This window comes from Nostoc sp., from assembly GCF_036917975.1.
Lineage (GTDB): Bacteria > Cyanobacteriota > Cyanobacteriia > Cyanobacteriales > Nostocaceae > Nostoc.
Genome location: NZ_JBALEJ010000025.1, coordinates 171928 through 193765, shown reverse-complemented (window position 1 = coordinate 193765; position 21838 = coordinate 171928). Strand labels below are relative to the sequence as shown.

The 21838-nt window shown below is 41.4% G+C and carries 19 protein-coding genes; 9 read left to right on the top strand and 10 right to left on the bottom strand.

Annotated features, from left to right (window positions below; all coding sequences use genetic code 11):
• Window positions 1-4 precede the first annotated feature (4 nt).
• The 3 genes from V7K76_RS12475 to V7K76_RS12465 form a co-directional block, all read right to left on the bottom strand.
• Window positions 5-223 (bottom strand): hypothetical protein, encoded by a 219-nt coding sequence (locus tag V7K76_RS12475; RefSeq protein ID WP_292853921.1) that lies wholly within the window; start codon window positions 221-223, stop codon window positions 5-7.
• Window positions 224-603: 380 nt separating this feature from the next.
• Window positions 604-2433, bottom strand: a complete 1830-nt coding sequence (locus tag V7K76_RS12470; protein WP_335029792.1) for a protein kinase domain-containing protein — start codon at window positions 2431-2433, stop codon at window positions 604-606.
• A gap of 370 nt (window positions 2434-2803) precedes the next feature.
• A complete protein-coding gene (locus tag V7K76_RS12465) occupies window positions 2804-3865 on the bottom strand; it encodes a hypothetical protein (RefSeq protein ID WP_334780537.1) in 1062 nt (353 codons plus the stop codon).
• A 479-nt stretch (window positions 3866-4344) separates the two neighbouring features.
• Between V7K76_RS12465 and V7K76_RS12460 the strand changes: the two genes are divergently transcribed.
• Window positions 4345-6273, top strand: coding sequence for an alpha-amylase family glycosyl hydrolase (locus V7K76_RS12460; RefSeq protein ID WP_334780539.1), 1929 nt, complete (start codon window positions 4345-4347; stop codon window positions 6271-6273).
• A gap of 280 nt (window positions 6274-6553) precedes the next feature.
• Here V7K76_RS12460 and V7K76_RS12455 read toward each other — a convergent pair whose 3' ends face one another.
• From V7K76_RS12455 to acsF, 4 genes are all read right to left on the bottom strand, one after another.
• Window positions 6554-6877 carry a DUF2103 domain-containing protein gene (locus V7K76_RS12455; RefSeq protein ID WP_334780540.1) on the bottom strand — a complete coding sequence of 108 codons (324 nt, stop codon included), beginning with the start codon at window positions 6875-6877 and terminating at the stop codon, window positions 6554-6556.
• Window positions 6878-6885: 8 nt separating this feature from the next.
• A complete protein-coding gene (gene clpS / locus V7K76_RS12450) occupies window positions 6886-7212 on the bottom strand; it encodes an ATP-dependent Clp protease adapter ClpS (protein WP_334780541.1) in 327 nt (108 codons plus the stop codon).
• 343 nt (window positions 7213-7555) lie between these two features.
• Window positions 7556-9586 (bottom strand): FAD-dependent oxidoreductase, encoded by a 2031-nt coding sequence (locus V7K76_RS12445; protein WP_334780542.1) that lies wholly within the window; start codon window positions 9584-9586, stop codon window positions 7556-7558.
• 226 nt (window positions 9587-9812) lie between these two features.
• Window positions 9813-10868 carry a magnesium-protoporphyrin IX monomethyl ester (oxidative) cyclase gene (acsF, locus tag V7K76_RS12440; protein ID WP_334780543.1) on the bottom strand — a complete coding sequence of 352 codons (1056 nt, stop codon included), beginning with the start codon at window positions 10866-10868 and terminating at the stop codon, window positions 9813-9815.
• Window positions 10869-11168: 300 nt separating this feature from the next.
• Here acsF and V7K76_RS12435 point away from each other — a divergent pair, with 300 nt between their 5' ends.
• The 3 genes from V7K76_RS12435 (at window position 11169) to V7K76_RS12425 (ending at window position 13244) form a co-directional block, all read left to right on the top strand.
• Window positions 11169-11672, top strand: a complete 504-nt coding sequence (locus V7K76_RS12435) for a 2TM domain-containing protein (protein ID WP_334780544.1) — start codon at window positions 11169-11171, stop codon at window positions 11670-11672.
• Window positions 11673-11867: 195 nt separating this feature from the next.
• Window positions 11868-12317, top strand: a complete 450-nt coding sequence (locus tag V7K76_RS12430) for a beta-lactamase hydrolase domain-containing protein (protein ID WP_334780545.1) — start codon at window positions 11868-11870, stop codon at window positions 12315-12317.
• Between the two features lie 606 nt (window positions 12318-12923).
• Window positions 12924-13244: a hypothetical protein gene (locus V7K76_RS12425; protein ID WP_334780546.1), complete on the top strand. Its 321-nt coding sequence runs from the start codon at window positions 12924-12926 to the stop codon at window positions 13242-13244.
• A 151-nt stretch (window positions 13245-13395) separates the two neighbouring features.
• Here the strand turns inward: V7K76_RS12425 and V7K76_RS12420 are convergent, their stop codons facing one another.
• Entirely contained in the window at window positions 13396-14490 is a 1095-nt protein-coding gene (locus tag V7K76_RS12420; RefSeq protein ID WP_334780547.1) for a hybrid sensor histidine kinase/response regulator, read from the bottom strand.
• Window positions 14491-14893: 403 nt separating this feature from the next.
• On the opposite strand from V7K76_RS12420, the gene V7K76_RS12415 reads away from it, so the two are divergent.
• The 3 genes from V7K76_RS12415 to V7K76_RS12405 all read left to right on the top strand — a co-directional run bounded on the left by V7K76_RS12415 (window position 14894) and on the right by V7K76_RS12405 (window position 19022).
• A complete protein-coding gene (locus tag V7K76_RS12415) occupies window positions 14894-15613 on the top strand; it encodes a response regulator transcription factor (protein WP_334780548.1) in 720 nt (239 codons plus the stop codon).
• 392 nt (window positions 15614-16005) lie between these two features.
• The gene (locus V7K76_RS12410) at window positions 16006-17694 is read left to right on the top strand and encodes an NAD(P)H-quinone oxidoreductase subunit 4 (RefSeq protein WP_334780549.1); all 1689 of its coding nucleotides are present in this window, start codon (window positions 16006-16008) and stop codon (window positions 17692-17694) included.
• A gap of 977 nt (window positions 17695-18671) precedes the next feature.
• The gene (locus tag V7K76_RS12405) at window positions 18672-19022 is read left to right on the top strand and encodes a hypothetical protein (RefSeq protein WP_334780550.1); all 351 of its coding nucleotides are present in this window, start codon (window positions 18672-18674) and stop codon (window positions 19020-19022) included.
• Between the two features lie 225 nt (window positions 19023-19247).
• Here V7K76_RS12405 and V7K76_RS12400 read toward each other — a convergent pair whose 3' ends face one another.
• Together V7K76_RS12400 and V7K76_RS12395 are read right to left on the bottom strand one after the other, a co-directional pair.
• The gene (locus V7K76_RS12400; protein ID WP_334780551.1) at window positions 19248-19628 is read right to left on the bottom strand and encodes a DUF423 domain-containing protein; all 381 of its coding nucleotides are present in this window, start codon (window positions 19626-19628) and stop codon (window positions 19248-19250) included.
• A gap of 93 nt (window positions 19629-19721) precedes the next feature.
• Window positions 19722-20210 (bottom strand): hypothetical protein, encoded by a 489-nt coding sequence (locus V7K76_RS12395; RefSeq protein WP_334780552.1) that lies wholly within the window; start codon window positions 20208-20210, stop codon window positions 19722-19724.
• 379 nt (window positions 20211-20589) lie between these two features.
• Between V7K76_RS12395 and V7K76_RS12390 the strand changes: the two genes are divergently transcribed.
• On the top strand, window positions 20590-20802 hold the full coding sequence (locus V7K76_RS12390) for a hypothetical protein (protein ID WP_334780553.1): 213 nt from the start codon (window positions 20590-20592) through the stop codon (window positions 20800-20802).
• A gap of 12 nt (window positions 20803-20814) precedes the next feature.
• Complete coding sequence (locus tag V7K76_RS12385) at window positions 20815-21741, top strand: hypothetical protein (RefSeq protein ID WP_334780554.1); 927 nt, start codon at window positions 20815-20817, stop codon at window positions 21739-21741.
• Window positions 21742-21838 lie beyond the last annotated feature (97 nt).

Here is a 21838-nt window from a genome sequence, read left to right as displayed (position 1 = left end):
GCGATTATGAACACTGGCGTTCATGGGCAATATCGCGTATTAGGGCTAGCCGAGATTGAATGTAGTGGCACAGATAATCAGTTTCGTGAGAATCTAACAAAACTTGCGTTTCGGTTTGTTTTACTAACCACTGCACCAAGCTAGCATCATCCAGTTGTAAGAGGAGCTTGGCTTGGGCGGTTTCAACCACTGACCAAAGCTGACGCATAATTGTAGGAGTCATCAGACCTCAATTGAATAATTTAGCTTTGCTCTTTTTAGATTACACAATTCCGATCGCAATTTACGACATGAATATAGAAGCTGAGACAAGTATTATTAAAAACTTAATAATGGTATTTATAACTTTATGAAGATTAAGAATTGAAAATGGGCATTGGGCATTGGGCATGGGGCATTGGGAAGACAGATTTTCATGGGTTTAGTTGTAAAACCTAGAAAACAAACGGGCTAATTCTAAAAATTTAGTTTTTGTGCTTGTGAAGACTGAAATTGTCTTGATTATAGCCCAATTAAGACAGTTTTGTAAGCACTATCTGGAATACTGAATCTGTCTTATGGGATACAAAAATTTAGCTTTTGAGAACAATATTTTTCAGAAAATTAACACTGTTTGGCTGTAGATGGACTGACAAAATCATGTAAATCTACATCCCAAATGCTGATGTAAATAAAATCACATTTTTGGCGGATAATTTGACCTTTAACTGAGCCATTCTTAAAACTAAAATTATCAGATTTACGCTGTTGTACCTGTTTAAGTCCCTGCTTAATTTCTTCAGTGGCTTGCCCACTTAACATCCCATTCAAGGTATCTTCCATTACCTGCGGGTCTACCGATTGGGCAAAAGATACCTCAGTTTGGCGCAGCGATTTAGAATTACGATCGAATAAGTAGCCAAGGTCAATTTTGTTTGGCACTAGTTTGTAAACGACAGCACGAGTCTTACCCCATGCGCCTCTTAAATCTTGATTTGGTTTGCCAAGGGTAGCCTCTACGGCGCTTCTTGGTGTACCTGTAGGAAATGCCGGAACGCTAGCGACTTTACTGGGCGGCTGTTCGTTGGTTTGTGGTGCTGAAGGTGCTTCTGGTGTGGGAACTGCGCTCGCCTCATTCTTTGGTTCTGGCTGTGGTGTAGAGACTGCTACTGGTGTTGGAGTATTTGAAGTTATAGGCTTCCTTTTTGGCTGTGGTATAGATACAACCGGAGGATTAGAAGTTGGCAAAGTTTCGGGAATTACTGGCTGTTGTCGTGGTGAGATCGGTACAGCTGGAATTGGAAGTGGTGAAGTTTGGGAAGAAATGGGCGGTTCGCTAGATATAGGAGTCGGAAAAGATTCTGGCAATGGGGTAAGACTTGTGGCAATGGTTGTTTCTGGCTGTTTCTGACGAATGATGCCAGGTATTACAACTGCACCAATCAAGCCGCCTACTAGCAAACTACCAAAAATTACAGCAGATTTTTGCCAGTTTCCAGGAGCGGAAGATCCTGCGATCGCAGAATTGTTTTGCGGAGAATATAATGGCTGAGTTTGTCGAGTCGATGTCGCAGTGGGAGAAAAACTGACTGTGGCAGTATTTGCAGCTAAATCAGGAGGTATATTGCTAGCAGATTGCAGGGCATATAGCATTTTACTGGCAGTGCTGTAGCGATCGCCAGCATGAGGCCTAATTGCCTGATTGAGTATCGCCGCCAATTGAGAAGAGACATGAGGCGCGTGTTGCTGCCAAAGTATTTCCCCAGTTTTCAGATCGGTTAGTAGTTCTTGCGGGTGTTTGCCAGTCAATAGATAAATCGCTGTTAAACCTAAGCTGTAGATATCAGTGGCGTAAACTGGGCGGCCAACGGCTTGTTCGCTAGGCATATATCCGGGTGTACCAATAACGAGCGATCGCGTCGGGTATCCTGAAGGATTTACCACAGAACGGATTGTTTCTTTAACTGCCCCAAAATCAATCAAAACTGGCTCGCTATCAACAGAACGGAGAATAATGTTATCTGGCTTGATATCGCGGTGAATAATGCCTTTGCTGTGAACATAATTTAAAACTGAAAGCAGACTCAAGAGGATTTGCCGAACCACAGTTTCACTCTCAAATCCTTTGGCTTCGACAATTTTTGTCAGGGTTTGACCGTGAATCCATTCTTGGACGAGGTAAAATTGCCCGTTCTCAGAAAAGTAGGCATAGAGTTTAGGAATTTGGTAGCTACTTTCACCCAAATACTCCAAGGTTGCGGCTTCCCTTTCAAATCGCTGTTGAATAAGTTGATAGGTTTGCGGGTCATTATTAGTGACCGGTTTGAGTTGCTTAATCACACAGCGACGGCGAGAAGGCATGTGGACATCTTCTGCTAGAAAGGTTTCGCCAAACCCACCAGCGCCGATTACCTGGATAATTTGATAGCGATTGTTCAGCAGGGTTATTGTCATGAAAAATTATAAGCGTAGACACCCAATGCGGAGCTAGAGACTTCCTCTCTTCTCCAGGCTTGTCGTCAGACATCGCCCTTTCCAAATGTACATCAGGTAAGCTTACCTCGCGATGGGCATTAAACTAGAGACTGGGGATTAGGGATTGGGGACTGGGGATTAGGGATTGGGGATTGGGGACTGGGGACTGGGGATTGGGGATTGGGGATTGGGGACTGGGGATTGGGGATTGGGGACTTCCAAATAAAAAAATATTCGATTAACTCTTGTGGGGTGGGCATCTTGCCCGCCACATTATAGACTGGGCGGGCAAGATGCCCACCCCACAATACTTGGATAATTTATCCATCAATTATTTATTGACAGACCACTAGGCGAACTCTATAGTTTCAACAAACTCTAAAATACTCTCCTTGATGTCTTCGGCCTCTTCTTCAATAGAATCGGGAGTTTCGCCGTTAATAAAGCTGTGTTGACTACTAACTATATACAAAAATTCACCCCTGATAAAGGTAAGCAGTCCTCGGTACGCATCTAATCTGATCGCAGTTCCATTATTTTCTTGCTTAGAAATTGTGGAACCTTTCGGCATATCGATTAACACGTAGTAAGCGCCTCGCAAAGTATTTTCCAGATATTCGGTATACTCCACAGAAGCATCTGGTACATTGGCAAAAATCGCCTGCGGTACATACTTGTCTACTAAAATTGTTTGTAAATATTCTTCTTGTCCAACAGCCTCCAATTCCTCTAACTGTTCCAGGGGGAAGGGATAATAATCAATTCTCAGCAAAGTACCGATGTCATCAGAAAAGCCAACTACTCCTTCCTGGCTCTGAATTCTACCGCCCTGCTGGGGATCAACCGGAATTGGCACGGTAAAATTACCTAATGGGGATTGATATACCTGGTCGCTAAAATCTTCGATGACTACTGTTTCATCATCATCGTCATCATCATCGTCTGCATATTCTTCATCTTCTGCTTCTTTAAAGGCTGCAATTACCTCCTTGATGATTTCCTCTGCTTCTTCATCCTCAAGTTCTAAGGCTGCTTGTAGCTTTTTGAGGTAGGCTTGTTTCGATTTGGGGATGGCGAGTTCATCGTCTAAAAGTACTATTACCCCAGCAGCAAAACCATCTAGCACTAATTCATCTGAGAGAGATACTTTAGCGACATTAAACAAAGGCCCAATTCCTTCTTCTTCGGCAATGGAGATGAGTCTATCAACTATTTCTGTGATTTCATCTTCTGAGTATTCCTCGAAAACCTCGAATTCCCAGAGAATACCCGCTAAACTTTCTGCATCTACCTCGTCAATCACTGAATCTGCGATCGCAGTGACAGTTGCGATCGCCGCCACCGCTTCCTCTGGACTTAGTGATTCCTCTGATGTCTTTGGTGAGTTAAAAACCTTGTCATATTTAGTCATATTTGCTACCTAAATTAATTCCTTGATAGTAATAACAGATTGAAAGTGACAATGGTCAGTTTACCAATGGAGCGAATCTTCTAGAGAAAAAGTTGGCTAATACGTTATTTACTCAGTATTGCTCAAATGTCACAAAACCTTGTTGACAGATAATCTCCAAAGGGTTGAGGTGTTCTCAAATCTGTTGTCGAATATACACTTAAACACCAGCTAGACTCAATATTTACCGAAAGTCAATTTAACTAAATATTGTAAATTTTTGTGATCGAGCAATTATCGTTAATAACTGCTATATTCCTGTGTTTTTATCCTCTAGCAGATGAATTATATCTATCGATAGAATTATAAACTAGCTAGCGATAGATACCTACACCGTGGGCAGGATGTCACAATACCGATGCTTGTAGTGACACACAATACTCAAAGCTTTTGTACTGTTAGTTCTACAAATGTAAATTACGTGAAATTTTGAGTTTTTTATGGTAAAAACCCCTCCATCGCAGTTTTCCCCAGATCAATACAAAGTTGATTCTGCACAAGAAAAAGTAGACGCTATTATAGAAACCCCACCATCGGAAACTGAAATTGACCTAGAGTTTCTTTACACCAGAGATATTGAATTTCGTCAAGAAACTATTTACTTTCTTGTGGTCGATCGCTTTTATGATGGCGATCCAGATAATAGCGAAGGTGCAAACTCAGAACTGTACGATCCAAATAGAAAAGATTGGGGTAAGTACTGGGGTGGCGACTTGCAAGGTGTCATCGATAAGTTAGACTATCTTAAAAACATGGGAGTTACTGCCCTTTGGCTAACTCCACTATTCGAGCAGGTTGAAGAGTTATTTATTAGCAATGCGGCAATGCATGGCTATTGGACAAAAGATTTTAAACGGATTAATCCTCGCTACATTGCTGATGGAGAAAATCCTTCTTTAAATGCTACTCAAGAAGAAAAAAATACCACCTTCGATCGGTTAATTGCGGAACTACACAAGCGCAATATGAAGCTGGTGCTAGATATTGTCTGCAACCATAGCAGCCCTGATACCAGTGGTAGTAAGGGTGAATTATTTGATGATGGTGTAAAAATTGCTGACTTCAATAATGATGTCAATAATTGGTATCATCACTATGGCGAAGTGCAAAACTGGGAAGATGATTGGCAAGTTCAGAACTGTGAACTAGCTGGTTTAGCAACCTTCAATGAAAACAATACAGAATATCGGGAATATATTAAGTCAGCAATCAAACAATGGCTAGACCGGGGTGTGGATGCACTGCGGGTGGATACTGTCAAGCACATGCCGATTTGGTTTTGGCAAGAATTCACTGGCGAGATGACCAATCACAAACCAGATGTATTTATTTTTGGTGAATGGATTTATAGTAATCCGAGTGACGATCGCTCGGTGGAATTTGCCAATCACTCAGGGATGACACTTCTAGACTTTGGTTTGTGTGTGGCAATTCGAGCCGCATTGGGGCAAGGTTCAGAAATGGGATTCCAAACCATTCAATATATTTTCGATCAGGATTATCGCTACAACGGGGCAACAGAGTTAATTACCTTCATTGACAACCATGATATGTCCCGCTTTCAATCGCTGAACCCCGATCCAGCTATGTTGAAGGTTGCGATCGCTTTAATTATGACATCTCGCGGTATTCCCTGCATTTACTACGGTACAGAACAGTATCTCCATGACGACACCGATGGTGGTAACGATCCATACAACCGCCCAATGATGGAAAATTGGGATGCTGATAGTGAAATTTATCGTTCCATCAGGTTGCTGTCTGGTTTACGGCGACTGAATCCAGCCGTGTCAATGGGTAGCCACTGGCAAAAATACTTAACACCAGATGTTTACTGTTATGTACGCCGCTATCGTGACTCTCTGTGTTTTGTCGCTTTAAACCGGGGAGGAGAAGTTACCCTCCCAGAAGTAGAAACAGAATTGCCTGATGGCGAACATACCTGCGTGATGACTCGCAATAAGTATGAGGTAAAAGACGGCAAGATTTATAACCTGGTACTAGAAGAACGGGGAGTGCTTGTTTTCAGTCACGTTGGCGAACGAATCAAAGCACAGACAATTGTCCGCGTCCAACTCAATGGCGTGGATACTCAACCCGGTGAAATTATTGTGGTGACAGGAGATTGCCCAGAGTTGGGTAAATGGGATATTAGCAAAGCATATCCTTTAGAGTACATCAACTCAAATACCTGGTCGGCTGAGATTCCCTTTGATGAAAGTGCTGGTAAACTGATTGCTTATAAATATGCCATGTGGCGGGAAGGGCAATCGCCTCTGCGCGAAAATCTGGTAAATCGCCGCTGGGTGATTGCGAAAGAAGGTACTGTCAAATGGCGTGATACCTGGGCATCAGGAAGAGAATCATAGAAATTTATACGGTAGAGTCTGTTGATCATACTCAGTGCTGAGTGCTGATTGCTGAGTAAGAATAATACTCAGCAATTTTGCACAGGTAGAAATTTATTTAGTCAGAAGGTTCAGTAAATAGTTATTTTGGGCATTGGGCATTGGGTATGGGGTAAAACTAGTTTTGTTAGCGGTAGCGGGGCATTGAAACTGTTCCAAGTTCCCACTCAGCACTCAGCACTCATTACGGGCTAAACGCCCCGCTACCGCTAACAGCACTCTTAAAGGGCATGAGAAATGATTAACATCTCATAGCGATCGCTAATGTTGTTTCTAGTTGATCTTGGGGTAAAGTCGTTAAAATAAATACTTCTTGTACCGTCTTACCCTGCCGTGCAATAACTTTATAACCACCGCGAATCGGTACTGAGACGCGGAGTTGCATTTTTGGACAGTGACCTTTTGCCCGCCCAATCACTCCTGGCGTCACAGTTTGGATACCATCGTGCTGACAAAGACGTTCTAATATGGGAATCAGACCAGAAAGATGTGTCGAGTGATTCCAAACTAGTCTAGCAGCTTTTTGTGAAGCCGTGCGGAGAGGATCTGCGGTGGGTTTGCCCATAATATTAATTAAGCTGCTTCTAGAGGTGCCATTGTCAAACCGGCTCGGCGCAGCTGCTGATGATAGAGTTCCGCAGGTTCTTGGGGCCCGACCCAGACGATCGCTTGACCTTCATAGTGTACCTGATTAGTCAGATCCCACGCGCGATCGCCACTCATCCCCGGAATATATTTCATCAAACATTCAGCCACATGTGGGAATGTATTAAAATCGTCATTTAATACAATCACTTTGTAATTCGGATAAGTCTTACGGACAACTTGATTAGACCGTTCAGGAGCTATAGTTGGTGCTGTAGCCATTCCGTAAACATCTGCTGAAAGTGTCATAACCATACAACAATTGGTCAAGATAATTTTACAAAACTACACTACAAGTAACTAGTTTAGTTCATTGATTGGGGATTGGGGAGTAGGGATTAGGGAGTTAGGAGTTAGGAGTTAAGAGTTAGGAGTTATATCAGGTTCGGTTAAACACTGGTAATATTTGTAGGTTGGGTTGAGGAACAAAACTCAACACTTTATCTGTATTCACGTTGGGTTTGACTGCTTTCAACTCAACCTACATTGATAGATTTTATTACAAGTAATCACCCAAACTTGATATTAGAGTTAGGTATTGTGCATTGGAAAGAATTTAATCCCCAGTCCCCAATCCCCAATCCCCAGTCCCTAATCCCTATTTCCAATTATCCCAGTTTTCGTTAAAAATAGATGTATCTGGGAAAGCGGTAGGATTGCCATTTTTTTGCAAAAGCCGTTGGAGTGCTTCTAGTTGTGGCTCTTGTTTGGGTAAATTATCAACTAGTTGGTAAGGTGCGATCGCATTTTTAATGGCAAAACTAGCAATAGTTCCCGCAGCTGCGCCAGATGACCATTCAAAGGAGTGTACCCGATAGGCAGCGGAGGCGATATGACTAGTGGCAATGCTTTTGCCTCCCACCAGCAAATTGTCAATTTTTTGGGGAATCATCGCCCTCAGAGCAATTTGAAAGGGATAAGCTTGACCAGCAGCACGTCTTTCACCTGGATGTTCTATATTACCAGGGGCTTCTGGAGGACTATTTACCATGCAAGGATGGAAATCTATGGCATAGTGACCAATTCCCACAGCATCGGGAAAAATCGTAGAACGAGTTCGTCGCATTGCTTTGTCTGCTGGAACTTTACCGTCAATTACTGATATGGCCTCTAAACCGGCAACTGCTGCTCGTAGCCGACGATACATATCTGCTGGCAGAGTCTTGGAGTAATACTCATCATTATAATCTCGGCGAGAAATATCAATTTCCCCGATAGTAAAACCTCCAGGCTGTCCCCAACTAGGGCGGCCAATGATGCGGCGTCCTTCTCGCATATAAGGATATTTCGATAAACCATGCACTGTTCCCATCGGAGAATTTAAACCAGAAACAAAGCGGTTATTAGTTTGCTGCTGCTTGACACCATCCCCTAGTTTAGAATCTGTAGTCCCAGCTACCAACCAATAATAGAAAGAGAGGGCATTTTCCTCAGCCTTGCGGAGGGTTTCTGTCCGCAATCCTCCCATCCAACCCCCTGGTTGTAACTGTCCAGTAGCTTGTAACTGTTGGCGAGTGTAAATTAGATTATCCTTGGCTGTCCCGGGGCGGTAGTCGTTACCCCAAGTCCAGTTTTGCATGGAGATATCCCCTGGTGTCGGCGCAGTAAAATCTACACCGCCAAATTTTTCTGATTTCCCTTGATTTGGACTCCAAATGCGACGATAGGTAAAAACTAAATCAAAGTTAGCCAGTCGTGTTAATTCATAGCTGAAATATGGCGCATATTCTAAATAAAATGGGGGCATTGTTTGCGGTTGGGGTTCCTTGGTTGCCTCCATTGCAAAGGTGTAGGTAAAGCCTTGAGGGCAATATGGATCGTTGTTGGTTTCAGAAGCAGAAGGTTCTAGGTAAGAACGGGCATCAATGCCTAATCGATAGGGAACATCAGCAAGGGCGATAATTTCTCCAGTTTCGCTGGTGTCTACAACGTACCATTTAGGAGCATCCTCTTTGGCTGCCTTGGGAATAAAACGGAGAATAGTTTTGGTAAACCGAGATGAGTTTTCGTAGCTATAAGAATCTTCGATAGTTTGAGATAAAGTAAAAGTATTGAGAGGTGGTGCGCCTTTTGATGGTTGATGTTGAATTGCGATCGCACTATTAATTATTTTGCCATCAGCAGAAATTTCTAAATCCTTAATTACCGTGTTGGGAAACCATTGCAGTTTCCCTTTGCCCTGCTTTTCGGCATCTTTAAGCATCTGGGTCAAAATAGTGTGAGCATCGCGGGGAAGAAAACAAGATTCACTTACCCAACAGTCACCGGGGTTAAGCTTACCGTATTTGCGCCCAATGCGGTTTCGCAATTCCAGATAGCCACGAGAATAGAATTTGAGAGCTCGCTGAGTTGGGCGCTCGTCTAATGCAGATGTCCCTTGAGCAGAAATTTGTCCCCCCAGCCAGTCAGTAATTTCTGTCAGACAAACTGTTCTTCCTGCTAACAAACCCTCATAAGCTGTGGCTACACCAGATAGTCCACCCCCAACCACCAAAATCTCGCAATTAACATTTTTGTCTGGAGTTCTTGGTGGTGTGGCCTTTGCTCTATCAAATACAATTAAACTAGATATTAAATTGAGAGCAATCAGTGATGTTAAGCTAAAAGCTACCTTATTTCTACGCTTCATTGTTAAAAAAACCGCTCCAAATCCTGTGTCACCTTGTAGAAGGTAGCATCCAGCAAATGTTCATTACAAGCTAATTGAAGGCATTCGTAATAGAGCGATTCGCAAGTATAGCTTGGGGCCTCTTGCCTAATAGACATCTCCAAAAATTAAATATGCGTTACCCATAACACTTGTAGAGACGTAGCACTGCTACGTCTCTACATTCTTTTTCGGAGATGTCTAATAGCTACCGAACCATTCCCCGCAGGACTTCAGTATCAATAGGTTTGATGAGATAAACTAACAGCAGATTCCAAACAATTCCTGCAATCAAAGGTAGTTTGCGAATCAGCTTCACCAATTTTGGCCCAGAACCGCCCTCAATCTCTGCAATTTTCAAGTTGTAACCTGCACAGTGTTGCAGGCGAGGGAAAAACTTGGGATGTTCCGTATTCAACATCACTGGAAAAGCCCGTCCGGCGGTTTCATTGGTGTTGCGGACAACTTGGAGATCAAACTCAGTAGCATCAAGCCCCAGTGATGTGTAGAACCCGGAACGTTCATGAACTGTCAAGGTGTGCGTAGCAAATACCGATAGTAAGAAAAAGCGACTCCACAGCCGAGATTTCCAAGTGTTCCAGAGTTGCGGTTGAGAACGTAAAAGCGCCTTGAATATATCCCCGTGGCGGTTTTCGTCTTGACACCAACTCTCAAAGTACCGGAAAATGGGGTAAAACTCGTTTTCTGGGTGCTTTTCTAGATGTCTGAAAATAATAATGTAACGCCAGTAGCCGATTTTTTCTGAGAGGTAAACGGTGTAAAGTACCCACTCAATCGGGAAAAACGTATAGGTGCGGGTTTTAGTAACAGTGGCTAAATCCAGGGAAACTTTAAAATCGCCCATTGCTTTGTTGAGAAATCCGGCGTGGCGGGCTTCATCACGCGCCATCAGTTGAAATATTTCAGCCAGCACTGGACTGCGATTTTTTAGTTTGCGGGATAATTCCTTGAATAGCAAGAACCCGGAAAACTCAGAAATGCAGGAACGTTCCAAATATTCTATAAACGCCTGCCTTGCTTCACCGCTAACGTGTTCCCAAGACTGTTCAAAGGCTTCATCGCGAACAAAATGATGGCGGTTGTAGTCTGTCCGCATTTCTGTCAACATCGCCTGCAATTCCGTTTCTTGGGCAGACAAATCCAACTGGGCTGCTGTTTCAAAATCTGTAGTATAAAACCGAGGGGTGAGTACAGTTTCTTTGCTGGGGGTTTTAGTTTCTGGCTTGGGTAAGGTGTTAACCATGAGTAATGCAGCGATCCAGTTAATAGTTCTATAACTATTAAGTTATAATAAATGGGATTATTTAGCTAGACCTCTTCACAATCCTTTAGCTATTACGCCGTAAACCTCCCACTGAAACGGTACTGTGCGATTCGTTTTCCCCTGCCTCTTACCCCTGCCAAAAGTTAAAAATCTCATACATTCGATGCAGGAGAGCATCTAGATTTGTTAATGTAAGAATAATGGAAATAGTACTGGCGTAGCTGCTTAAAATCTATTGGGCAGCAAGTTTCTATTAAAAGTAATATAAGAGAAAGAATTATGACGGCGTTTGAACCTCAAAGCATCCGCTCGTATAGCCAAGAAGATGTCCAACAAATTCTGCACTTGGCGATCGCTCGTCAAGCTGATGACAAAGATACAGAATTTTCTTATGAGCAAATATTAGAAATTGCCGCTGAGTTAGAAATATCACCTGATTCTTTAAAACTAGCAGAACGCGATTGGAGCGTACAACAGGGACAAGTCCAACAACGAAAAGCTTTTGACGCGTACCGCATCAGAAGATTTCAGAAGCGTCTAGGCAATTATGCAATTTTCAACGGTTTTTTTATACTGGTTAATTTAGTCACTGGTGGCGCAATTACTTGGTCACTGTACATTGTACTATTCTGTGGATTGCCTATAGGGCTTGATGTTTGGAATACCTTTCAAATCAAAGGCGAAGAGTATGAAATGGCATTCCAAAAGTGGAGTCGTAAACATCAGATTAAAAAAACCATCAGCACAGTTTTGAATAAGTGGTTTAAGGCATTACAGGCTTAGGAACGTGGATTAAATAAAATGCAAAACAATAGACATCTCCAGAAATTAAATATGCGTTATCCAGAACCCTTGTAGAGACTTAGTACTGCTACGTCTCTACATTCATATTCGGAGATGTCTAATGCAAAACTCCATCCTGTCTCTAGCTACAAAATAAACTACGATAAAACTATCGAAATAGTGTAGTTAAAGTTTATGAGCAATACTAAAAAGGTTAGTGACGACTTGAGCGCTGCTGGACAGCTAACTTCTGAAGATTTAAAACAGGCAGCCCAAGAGGGATTTAAATCGGTGCTGAACCTGCGTTCTCCCGATGAAGCAGGTTTTCTCAGTGACGAACAGCAGCAAGCCGAAGCAGCTGGACTGCAATATGCCAACGTCCCGTTAAAGCCTTCAGAACCAAATCAAGAGCAAACAGAGTTAGCAATTCAGGAGATTGAGAACTTACCCAAACCAATTTTAATTCACTGTGCTGCTGGAGCAAGGGCTGGTGGTATTGCCTTGATTGCCAATGCTATTAGTGAAGGTCTAACTTATGAGGAAATTAGTCAGAAAGCGCAAGAGCTTGGTTTAAACTTAGAACAACCGCACCTCAAGCAATTCCTACTTGAGAAATATATTGCCAAGCAAGCAGAGAAAAGTTAGTGATTTCGTGCAACAACCAAGCCTTAAGCTTCTGCCTTCTGCCTTTTTTTGTAAAGCTTTTATAAATTATCTCTAGCTTTCCAAATTGACTGAATTTTGTCTGTTATCACTTGAGCTTGGGTTAGCGCCAAAAACCCTTCATCTGCGTAGATTGGGTGGAACATAGTGAAACCCAACATTTTCGCGTGTTTGTTGGGTTTCACTACTGAACACCACTAACCTCTCAAAACTTTTGGGACAGACCACTAGTACCGCAAGCCGGAAGTCAAAAGTCAAAAGAATTGTATTCCAAGGTCTTGCACCATTTGAAATGGTATGTTTATTTCCGCCGTGCTGGACTAGACCCTTGAAGAAGAATTCAGAAGTCAGAATTCAGGAGCGGAGCCGGAGACGCTCCGCCTCCGGTCAGAATCAAGACGCTACAAAATCCATTCTGAATTCTGACTCCTGACTATTGAATTCTGTTCGAGAACCAAGTGCTGAGTTCTGGGTGAAATTTTTCACTCACCGCTCTTGAATCTATTGAGGTTTGTAAATAATTTGTATTTCTGCAAGGAATATTCCTTTAGACTGAATTTTAACTGAAAAATTTGGGAATAAACACAAATGCATTCGTTAAATATATTTTGTCACGAATTTGTAGTTGCTGTTTCCTTTGTAGCTTGCATTATTGGACTGTTGTTACTGTGGGACGGGCAGCAGCAAACAAATGATGTAGAAGAAACAGAACGAATTCTGTTCAGAATGAGCTTTAGTTACTGGCTAGTTTATTGTGTAGCTTTTGGTCTGGAGAAAACGGTTTTACCCAACTGGGAATGTGTACTCATGACTTTGAAAATAACTACGGCTCTGTCATATTTCTTAACTTTTTCTTGCATTGTTAGTTTGCCGCTACACAAATTTGCAGTACATCGGGTTGAAGAATAGTTATTTACTGAACCTTCTTTATTTATTAAATCTGTGTTTTGTCTGGGATTTTTAGGCATTTGGACAAGAGCGATCGCAAAATATTTTCTCAAAGCTTTCACTGATTTTTTCAAAGGTGCTAATTCATGATTAATCTTCTATTTACCTATTTTTAGTGTTCACCAGCTACAGGTAGACGTATGGTGAATGTACTACCCTTCCCTGGTTCAGATGTCACATCGATTGTGCCTTGATGTGCTTCGATAATGCAGCGAGATAGATATAGTCCCAAACCACTACCAGAACGTTGGTGTTTCCCTTGACGAAATCGCTCGAATAATATTGCCTGATCTGGTTTAGAAATTCCTGGCCCTGTATCTTGGATATCAATATTCACAGCTACAGGAGTGAGATGGCAGTGAATATCTACAGAACCTTTGTCTGTAAATTTGATGGCATTGCCGATGATATTTGTCAAAACTCGCCGCAGTTCGACGCGATCGCCCATGATGGTGCTTACGGTTTTGTCTTTTTCAAGGTTTACAACTAATCCTTTTTCTTCAGCTAGGGGAGTTAATTCTTGGGAAACTTCACTAACTAATTCCTGAATATTGCAGGGAGAAATTTTTAAGATTTTACAGCCTGCTTCATGACGATAAACTTCTAGCAAGGTATTTACCATTTCCAGCAGGTCTTGATTGCTGCCAATCATGGTATCAATTATTTCTTGCAATTGTGGCGAAACTTCGCAAAACCTGCCTTCCAGCAATAATTTTAATACGCGGTTAGAAGCTACTAGGGGTATGCGTAAATCGTGAGTAAAACGTGAGACAAAATCTGCCCGGAGGTTAGCCATCTGATCTCGTTCGTCGATACTATGCTTGAGACGCAGGAGCGATCGCACTCGTGCATGAAGTTCATCAGGATCGAATGGTTTACGAATAAAGTCATCTGCACCAGCATCGAGTCCTTCCACAACACTAGACTGATAGTGAGCCGTGAGCAGCAGAATGGGGATAAATGGCAACGCCTGATTCTGTCGGATGCGTCGAGTAAATTCATAGCCATCAAGCTCCGGCATCATCACATCTAAGAGAATTATGTCTGGTGGTGACTCCTCAACCATAGCCAGAGCTATTTTGCTATTTTCCACCAAGGTAATTTCATAGTCCTCATCTTCTAGGACTGCTTCTAAGACCAGTAGATTGTCAAAAACATCATCGACAACGAGAATTTTATCTTTTTTGACAGTTTTAGTTAAAGACATAAGGCTAAATAAAAAAAAGAAGTGCTTGGCTATTCCTCGCAAATCTAGTAATAGCTTACTTTACAAGCGCTGACATTATTAAGGGACTTCCAAATAAAAAAATAAATATGTTTTCTGATCTAAATCTTCTATTTTCTCAGTATTTATACGAAAAAATTAGATATAGTGTATTAGATATAACTTTATCTATTTTAGTCTAGAACCCCAGTGTCTTTATATCTGAGTTGCGGACACCAAAACTCTTGCCTTAGAAAGGCTTACGAGATAAGGTTATTTATGTCTCATGGGAGATGAAGTTTAGGGAACAATAGCAACTGCATTGCTTTTTGTATAAGATCCCGAATAGAAGAACGAGATTATTTTAATCTGTACTTTAGACAAATAACAGTAAAATTAAGCAACTATGAGTGAAATCAAGATCCTTTTGATTGAAGATCACAACCTGACAAGAATCGGCTTAAGGTCTGCCTTACAAACTCAGCCAGAGTTCAAGATTGTTGGTGAAGCAGCCAATGCAGCCGACGGTATTAAGCTCCTGAAAAGTCTCAAGCCTGATGTTGCAACTATTGACATTGGTTTGCCTGACATGGATGGTATTGATCTAACACGCACATTTAGGCAATATCAATCAGAAAGCGAAGATTATACAACAAAGCTGCTAATTTTAACGATGCAGAATAGTGAACAGGCAGTTTTAGCCGCATTTGCAGCAGGTGCAGATTCTTATTGCATGAAGGATATCGAAACTGAGAAACTAGTAGAGGCTGTGCAAACAACTCATGCAGGTAGCTCATGGATCGATCCAGCGATCGCAGACCTTGTACTACAACAAATACGCCAAGATTTCCCCGACGGTAGTAGAGGAGCATCTGGAAAAAGAGTCTTGATTGAAGGCATTGACCCAGATGTTGAGAAAAGTATAGTCAGCTATCCTTTAACTCATCGGGAAATGGATGTTTTAGAATTGATTGTCGCTGGGTGTGACAATGCAGAAATTGCCAAAAGACTCTATCTAACAGTCGGTACTGTCAAAACTCATGTTCGAGGTATTCTCAATAAACTCTGTGTTGCTGACCGGACACAAGCTGCTGTCCGTGCTTTGCGTGCTGGATTAGTACCTTGAGCAATAATGTCGTAATCATCAACTGCGTACACAAGAACACTTAAATAATTCGTAATTCGTAATTCGTAATTCGTAATTAAGTTTTGTGAAAGCGACGCGCAAAGCGAGTCTGCGATAGCGCCGGCGGCAAGCGAGTACTCGAGCGTAGCGTCCGGGGATTTAGACCCCGACCCAAAACTTGCCGGTTATTGAACCGGGGGATTTAAACCCACGGTACTCGGTTAACAAATAAATAAATAAATAAATAAATAAATAAATAACGTAATTCCCCAATCCCAATCCCCAGTCCCCAATCCCCATTCCCCGTTATCCGGGACAAAGATTTATTAAGAAATTGTTACAAAGTTTAGTACAATGACATAATTGACAAATAAGTATTTTTCCTCATATACATGATAGCGGATCAATTTCCTTGGCTTACCGCAATTGTCTTGCTGCCACTCGTTGCTTCCTTGCTCATCCCTGTACTGCCTGATAAAGATGGCAAGCGCGTGCGGTGGTATGCCCTGGGTGTAGGTATTGTAGACTTTGCCTTAATGTGTTACGCCTTTTGGAAGCATTACGATGCCAGTAGTGCTAGTTTTCAACTTGTGGAAAATTATGCCTGGGTGCCTCAGTTAGGTTTTAACTGGGCGGTATCGGTGGATGGACTTTCAGCGCCACTTGTGCTTCTAGCAGGATTTGTCACCACACTCTCGATTTTTTCGGCATGGCAAGTTGATCATCGACCCCGCCTCTTCTATTTTTTGATGCTGGTGCTGTATTCAGCACAGGTAGGGGTGTTCGTTGCCAAAGACTTGCTGCTATTTTTCATTATGTGGGAAGTAGAACTGATTCCCGTCTACCTACTAGTCTGCATTTGGGGTGGGCAAAGGCGTCGTTATGCCGCTACGAAATTTTTGTTGTATACCGCAGCTGCTTCTATATTCATTTTAGTTGCAGCCCTGGCAATGGGGTTATATGGCGGCGGGAATATGACATTTGACATCACCGCCCTCGCCAGCAAGGAATATCCCCTTAGTCTACAACTGCTACTTTATGCAGGATTGTTGATTGCATTTGGTGTCAAGCTTGCCGTTTTCCCCATGCATACCTGGTTGCCTGATGCCCACGGCGAAGCATCCTCTCCTGTGTCGATGATTTTGGCTGGTGTGTTGCTCAAAATGGGCGGATATGGATTGATTCGCCTGAATCTTGAGTTACTTCCCGATGCACATATTTACTTTGCGCCAGTTCTAGCTATTTTGGGTGTTGTCAATATTATCTATGGTGCATTGAACTCCTTTGCTCAAACCAATATGAAGCGGCGTTTGGCTTATTCGTCGATTTCTCACATGGGGTTTGTACTGCTTGGAATTGCCTCCTTCACCGATTTGGGAATCAACGGCGCGATGTTGCAGATGATTTCGCATGGTTTGATTGCATCAGTGCTGTTCTTCTTGGCAGGCGTTACTTACGATCGCACCCACACAATGGTAATGAAAGATATGGGCGGTATTGGTCAAGCCATGCCCAAAGTCTTTGCCTTGTTCACAATCGGAACGATGGCATCCCTAGCACTTCCCGGCATGAGTGGCTTTGCTGGCGAACTATCGGTATTTGTTGGGATCACAAGCAGCGATGTTTATAGTTCAACTTTCTGCACCGTCACAGTTTTTCTAGCCGCCGTTGGAGTCATCCTCACACCAATCTATCTACTTTCTATGCTGCGAGAGGTATTTTATGGTAAAGGTGCAGCACTTCTATGCGACATCAATAATGCAGGCTTGGAAAATCAAGAAGATGACGGAACAGTTTGTTTTGGTACAGACTGCTTAGTGCCAGAAGATGCAGTCTACGAGGATGCTAGACCCCGTGAGGTCTTCATCGCTGCCTGTTTTCTGCTAATGATTATTGGTATTGGTTTCTATCCCAAAATGGCGATGCAGATGTACGACGTGAAGACAGTTGCAGTAAATGCTAATCTTCGCCAGTCTTATGCCATAGTCTCGCAAACAAATCCCCAGATTTATGCTAATAGATTATTGGTTCCGCAAATTTCAGAGGTTGAGGTAGCGCCCATTTTGGGAACTTTGAAGTAAGCTTTTAGACTAATAGATTTTTTGTCTAAAAGAGTTTTGTCTACAACTAGTGGTCTATGTCATTAATTTTGTTGGGCTGCTAGATCCCCGACTTCTTCAAGAAGTCGGGGATCTGAACACCACTAACTTCTCAAAACTTTTGGGACAGACTACTAACTACTACCCATCTATGGGTTTTTATTAGAATTGTTGAAAGTATCTGTATCCAGATATTTGATTAACAAACGAGTTATACTGCCTCAAACGTTTTGCGATCGCACCACCTTTGTCACCTTATCTTTAACACAGCTTCATAAAAAATTGGTATTAGCATTCACCTGACATTATAGAACTCCTATTTAATTAAAAAAGCTCAGTACAACGCAAAAAAGCTGAGGAAGTTCGGCGAAGCCTCAGTCGGCTCACAGCATAAGCCTACACCCTACCTATAGCGCCGCACCAGCAAATAAGTTCAAAAATCCAATCGGATTGCTATAGTCAGCTTTGTATCTATTGCTGAACATATACACGTATTTATTGACGAAAGCTAACTAATCAAACTCAGGTTGTGTTAAAAATTCATATACTTTTTGTTTGAGTTAGTTAAATATGCGAATTAAGAGTTGATTTTAGATAAATCAACATTTTAAAAAAGTTCAGTAACATTCCTCTTTTAGGAACAAGTTAAATCTAACTAAAATATTAATAGTTGTGCTGGCTTAGTTGATAAAAAACTTCAATTATTCCAGGTTTATCTATTTGTCAACTCTCTATCAGACCGATTCATTAGTACTAAAATAGGCGCTCTCTTTTTACGAAGGAGAAGTTTATTTTCACCTTGCCTGATATAAAAGGTAGCGGATTAACGTACTAAGAACTAGTAAGTCTATTCATTTAGAAATCGCTGTAATTAGGTTTTCTTAAACAACAGCGTCATGATTTGTGTTGGAAAATTGCGGTTTTTTTCCAATTAATAACAAACACAACTTCTTTCAGCTTTGAATATTTATCAACCCATTTTACCAATTTCCATGCAACAATATATTTCTCATTTACTCCTACTAGTACTAGGAACAAGTTCAACTTTCATCATTACTCCGTGTCAAGCTCAAACTCCGGCAAAACCCAACAGTCAAAATATTGATAAGATTACTTCCACATCTTCAAATTCACCTTCTACTATCCAATTGAGTGATCTTGCCAATTCTACTAATAGCAAATCATCTATTGTCTCTGAAGCATCATCTAGTAACTCTTCTGCCGCTAATGCCAATATAACAGAAAATAAGCCTAAGCTACGGGTTCCTATCTCCAGCAGAATTTTTCCCACACCTTCGATGCAGCAATAATTAGCAGCTAAATATTGAGTTTACTTGTTGGACTAACAGGTATCTAAATTTATACATGATATACAATATTACGTGGTGAAAATACTACCCTAGTGAGAGATTTTTAATTTTTCTCTTTTGTTGGGTTAGGACAAATGTCATCCATCTATAGCGGCTCTCGTATTATGCGGGAAGCCGCTACACCTCATAAAGAAGAGTTTTTAATTCCTAACTCTAACTAATTTTTTACAACTTCAAATTCCAGGCAGCAAAAGCTAAAGTGCCCCAACCTGCAAGAAAAGCTGCACCGCCTAGTGGTGTGATCGCTCCTAAGGATTTAATACCGGTTAAACTAAGGGCATACAAGCTTCCTGAGAAAATAGCAATGCCAATGAGAAACAGCCATCCACTGGCGATTAGAGTGGGTTGAGGGGACTCGGTACGACTAATTAAGATGGCTACTAGAAAAAGTGCTAAAGCATGATACATTTGGTAACGAGCGCCAGTTTCAAAAATTTCTAGCGATTGCTCACTAATTTTTTCTCGCAAGGCATGGGAAGCAAAAGCACCAGCAGCAACCGACAAACCGCCTAAAATGGCAGCTACGCTCAAAAAAATCTGCGTCATTAGACTTAGCCGTAAGTTGATTATTAGTCATGAGTCATTGGTCATTAGTCATTAGTTAATAACAAAGGACAAATAATCAATGACAAATGACAATTAGACATCAAAATGATATGATACAGCCCCTTCTTCATTCACCTTAAAGTTTGCATTGAATTCTTTAGCTTTTTCATCTAAATATTGTCTGGCGTGGGCTGCGGGTAATTGTGACTGCATCGCAAAGCCTAAAACAGTTACACGCCCCTGATTTTCTTGTAGCATCTCATAAAAAATCGATTGCAGGCGATCGCTAACTTGTTGATTAAGCGCCTTTTTCTCCTGCCGACTTTGACGGTATAATCCCAATGCTAACCACGTGCCCAGTGTTAGGGTAGGGACACCAAAAATTAGATGTTCTACCGCAGTATTATCAATTACAGGGGTATTTGTTGCTGCTGAGAACTCAATCGAGCCATCCCAAGCTAAGGGTAGCGTAATTGATTTTTCCATAGTCATTTTATTAAATACCGATGCTGCTGATAGTATTACAAACATGAATCCCATTGTCAGTAGCCAGCCGGCAGCTAATTTTTCAGCAGTTTTCATAGTTTCACTTCAGATTTACACTTTGCTAGTGATTTTAACCTGACTTTTATAAAGGTTCCAGTAATCAATCTACTCCTAGCGATAGTTTTTTAGTTTTTGCGCCAGACTTGTTTACCTACTATTGGTTAAAAAAGCAAGGTTGTTAAGCGCATACAAGATACCCAGCAATCATGTAATATTTTAATATACTTACTTTCCTATAAAAATTCGGCGTTACACAATTTTAGGGTGGTTGTGGGGCGGTAGTTCTATGTGCCCAATAATTATAAAGATGGGTAAACGCAAATTTTACAAAACCATCAATATCACCATCCTGCAAATATACAAGACTAAAAAATCAACGTCAAATATTGTATAACTTACAACCAAGGAAATCGGAATGTATCCAAATTTACAAAATCCTTTCGTTGTTGGAACTCCCATTGTCCCAGAAAGATTCGTAGGGAGAAAGTCTCTCATAGCAGCAGCTTTCGATAAAATAAATAATCGCAGTCACTTGGCGGTATGGGGCGGATTGGGAACAGGAAAAACTTCGTTTTTGATGAAATTGGCTTCTCCTGATACTTGGAAACACTATGGATTAAATTCATAGATAGCAGTAATAGTGCGCTTTAGTTGCGAGGAAATTGAGCCTTTTACTCCCTTCGGTTTTTGGAAAAAATTACTCAGTTTACTGAAGGATAATCTAGATACTGAACCGGAATTGCAAGCTAGCATTAATACTGTTCTAGCAGAGAGTCGGGCATCTAGAGATAGTCTGCGTCAGCTATTAGTAGAACTTGCTCAAAGAGGAAAATTCTTAGTACTGCTAGTAGATGACTACGATGTGGCTCTTATTCAAAGCCAAGAATACTCAGAAGAGAATATGCAGCAATTCTTGAGTGAATGCCGTAACTTGGCTGTTCACTTAGAACCAAAACGGAATATCTCAATCATTGTCACTTCTAAAAAACGCCTCAACGATCTTGGTCCACGTCTTAATCCTAATGCTTCCCCGTGGTATAACCATTATTTATTTCGACAAATTAAACCATTTGATAACACGGAAATTGAACAATTCCTGCAACCATTCCTACAACCATTTAATAAACCAATCACAACAGAATTACAGCAAGCAATAGGAGAAATTGCTGGGGGACACCCATCTCTATTACAAATTGCTAGCTTTTTGCTATATCAAGAGTTACGCAATACTACATCACCCCAGGTAGAAGAATTTGTTAGGGAATTTGAAAGCAGTACTCGATATTTTTTTGATAATACTTGGCAAAGGTGTAATATTCAAGACCAAAATTTATTGATGTTGATGGCTTTGGCAAAATTGAGAGGTCGTCTGGAAAGAAGACGATATGACTTAAAAGATGTTGACCTGATTTTTACCCAAAATGAACGAAATTTGACCAAACTAGAAGAGCAGGGTGTCATTAAACGGACACCTAACAACGGGAATATTGCTTATTTATTTATTTATTTATTTATTTACTTCATCATTGATGGAAAAGTGGGTAATTCAGGAAATTTGGAATTCTGATGATGATTTATTAACGAAAAGACAGAAAGAATTCCTCAATCTCATGAGTCATCAACAAGCTGAGAATATGAAAAACGCCATTGTCTGGGTAGGAAAT

Bases quoted from the DNA above. Each gene is read 5' to 3' on its own strand.
- V7K76_RS12475 (WP_292853921.1), bottom strand. From the start codon at position 223: ATGACTCCTACAATTATGCGTCAGCTTTGGTCAGTGGTTGAAACCGCC.
- V7K76_RS12470 (WP_335029792.1), bottom strand. From the start codon at position 2,433: ATGACAATAACCCTGCTGAACAATCGCTATCAAATTATCCAGGTAATC.
- V7K76_RS12465 (WP_334780537.1), bottom strand. From the start codon at position 3,865: ATGACTAAATATGACAAGGTTTTTAACTCACCAAAGACATCAGAGGAA.
- V7K76_RS12460 (WP_334780539.1), top strand. From the start codon at position 4,345: ATGGTAAAAACCCCTCCATCGCAGTTTTCCCCAGATCAATACAAAGTT.
- V7K76_RS12455 (WP_334780540.1), bottom strand. From the start codon at position 6,877: ATGGGCAAACCCACCGCAGATCCTCTCCGCACGGCTTCACAAAAAGCT.
- clpS (WP_334780541.1), bottom strand. From the start codon at position 7,212: ATGGTTATGACACTTTCAGCAGATGTTTACGGAATGGCTACAGCACCA.
- V7K76_RS12445 (WP_334780542.1), bottom strand. From the start codon at position 9,586: ATGAAGCGTAGAAATAAGGTAGCTTTTAGCTTAACATCACTGATTGCT.
- acsF (WP_334780543.1), bottom strand. From the start codon at position 10,868: ATGGTTAACACCTTACCCAAGCCAGAAACTAAAACCCCCAGCAAAGAA.
- V7K76_RS12435 (WP_334780544.1), top strand. From the start codon at position 11,169: ATGACGGCGTTTGAACCTCAAAGCATCCGCTCGTATAGCCAAGAAGAT.
- V7K76_RS12430 (WP_334780545.1), top strand. From the start codon at position 11,868: ATGAGCAATACTAAAAAGGTTAGTGACGACTTGAGCGCTGCTGGACAG.
- V7K76_RS12425 (WP_334780546.1), top strand. From the start codon at position 12,924: ATGCATTCGTTAAATATATTTTGTCACGAATTTGTAGTTGCTGTTTCC.
- V7K76_RS12420 (WP_334780547.1), bottom strand. From the start codon at position 14,490: ATGTCTTTAACTAAAACTGTCAAAAAAGATAAAATTCTCGTTGTCGAT.
- V7K76_RS12415 (WP_334780548.1), top strand. From the start codon at position 14,894: ATGAGTGAAATCAAGATCCTTTTGATTGAAGATCACAACCTGACAAGA.
- V7K76_RS12410 (WP_334780549.1), top strand. From the start codon at position 16,006: ATGATAGCGGATCAATTTCCTTGGCTTACCGCAATTGTCTTGCTGCCA.
- V7K76_RS12400 (WP_334780551.1), bottom strand. From the start codon at position 19,628: ATGACGCAGATTTTTTTGAGCGTAGCTGCCATTTTAGGCGGTTTGTCG.
- V7K76_RS12395 (WP_334780552.1), bottom strand. From the start codon at position 20,210: ATGAAAACTGCTGAAAAATTAGCTGCCGGCTGGCTACTGACAATGGGA.
- V7K76_RS12390 (WP_334780553.1), top strand. From the start codon at position 20,590: ATGTATCCAAATTTACAAAATCCTTTCGTTGTTGGAACTCCCATTGTC.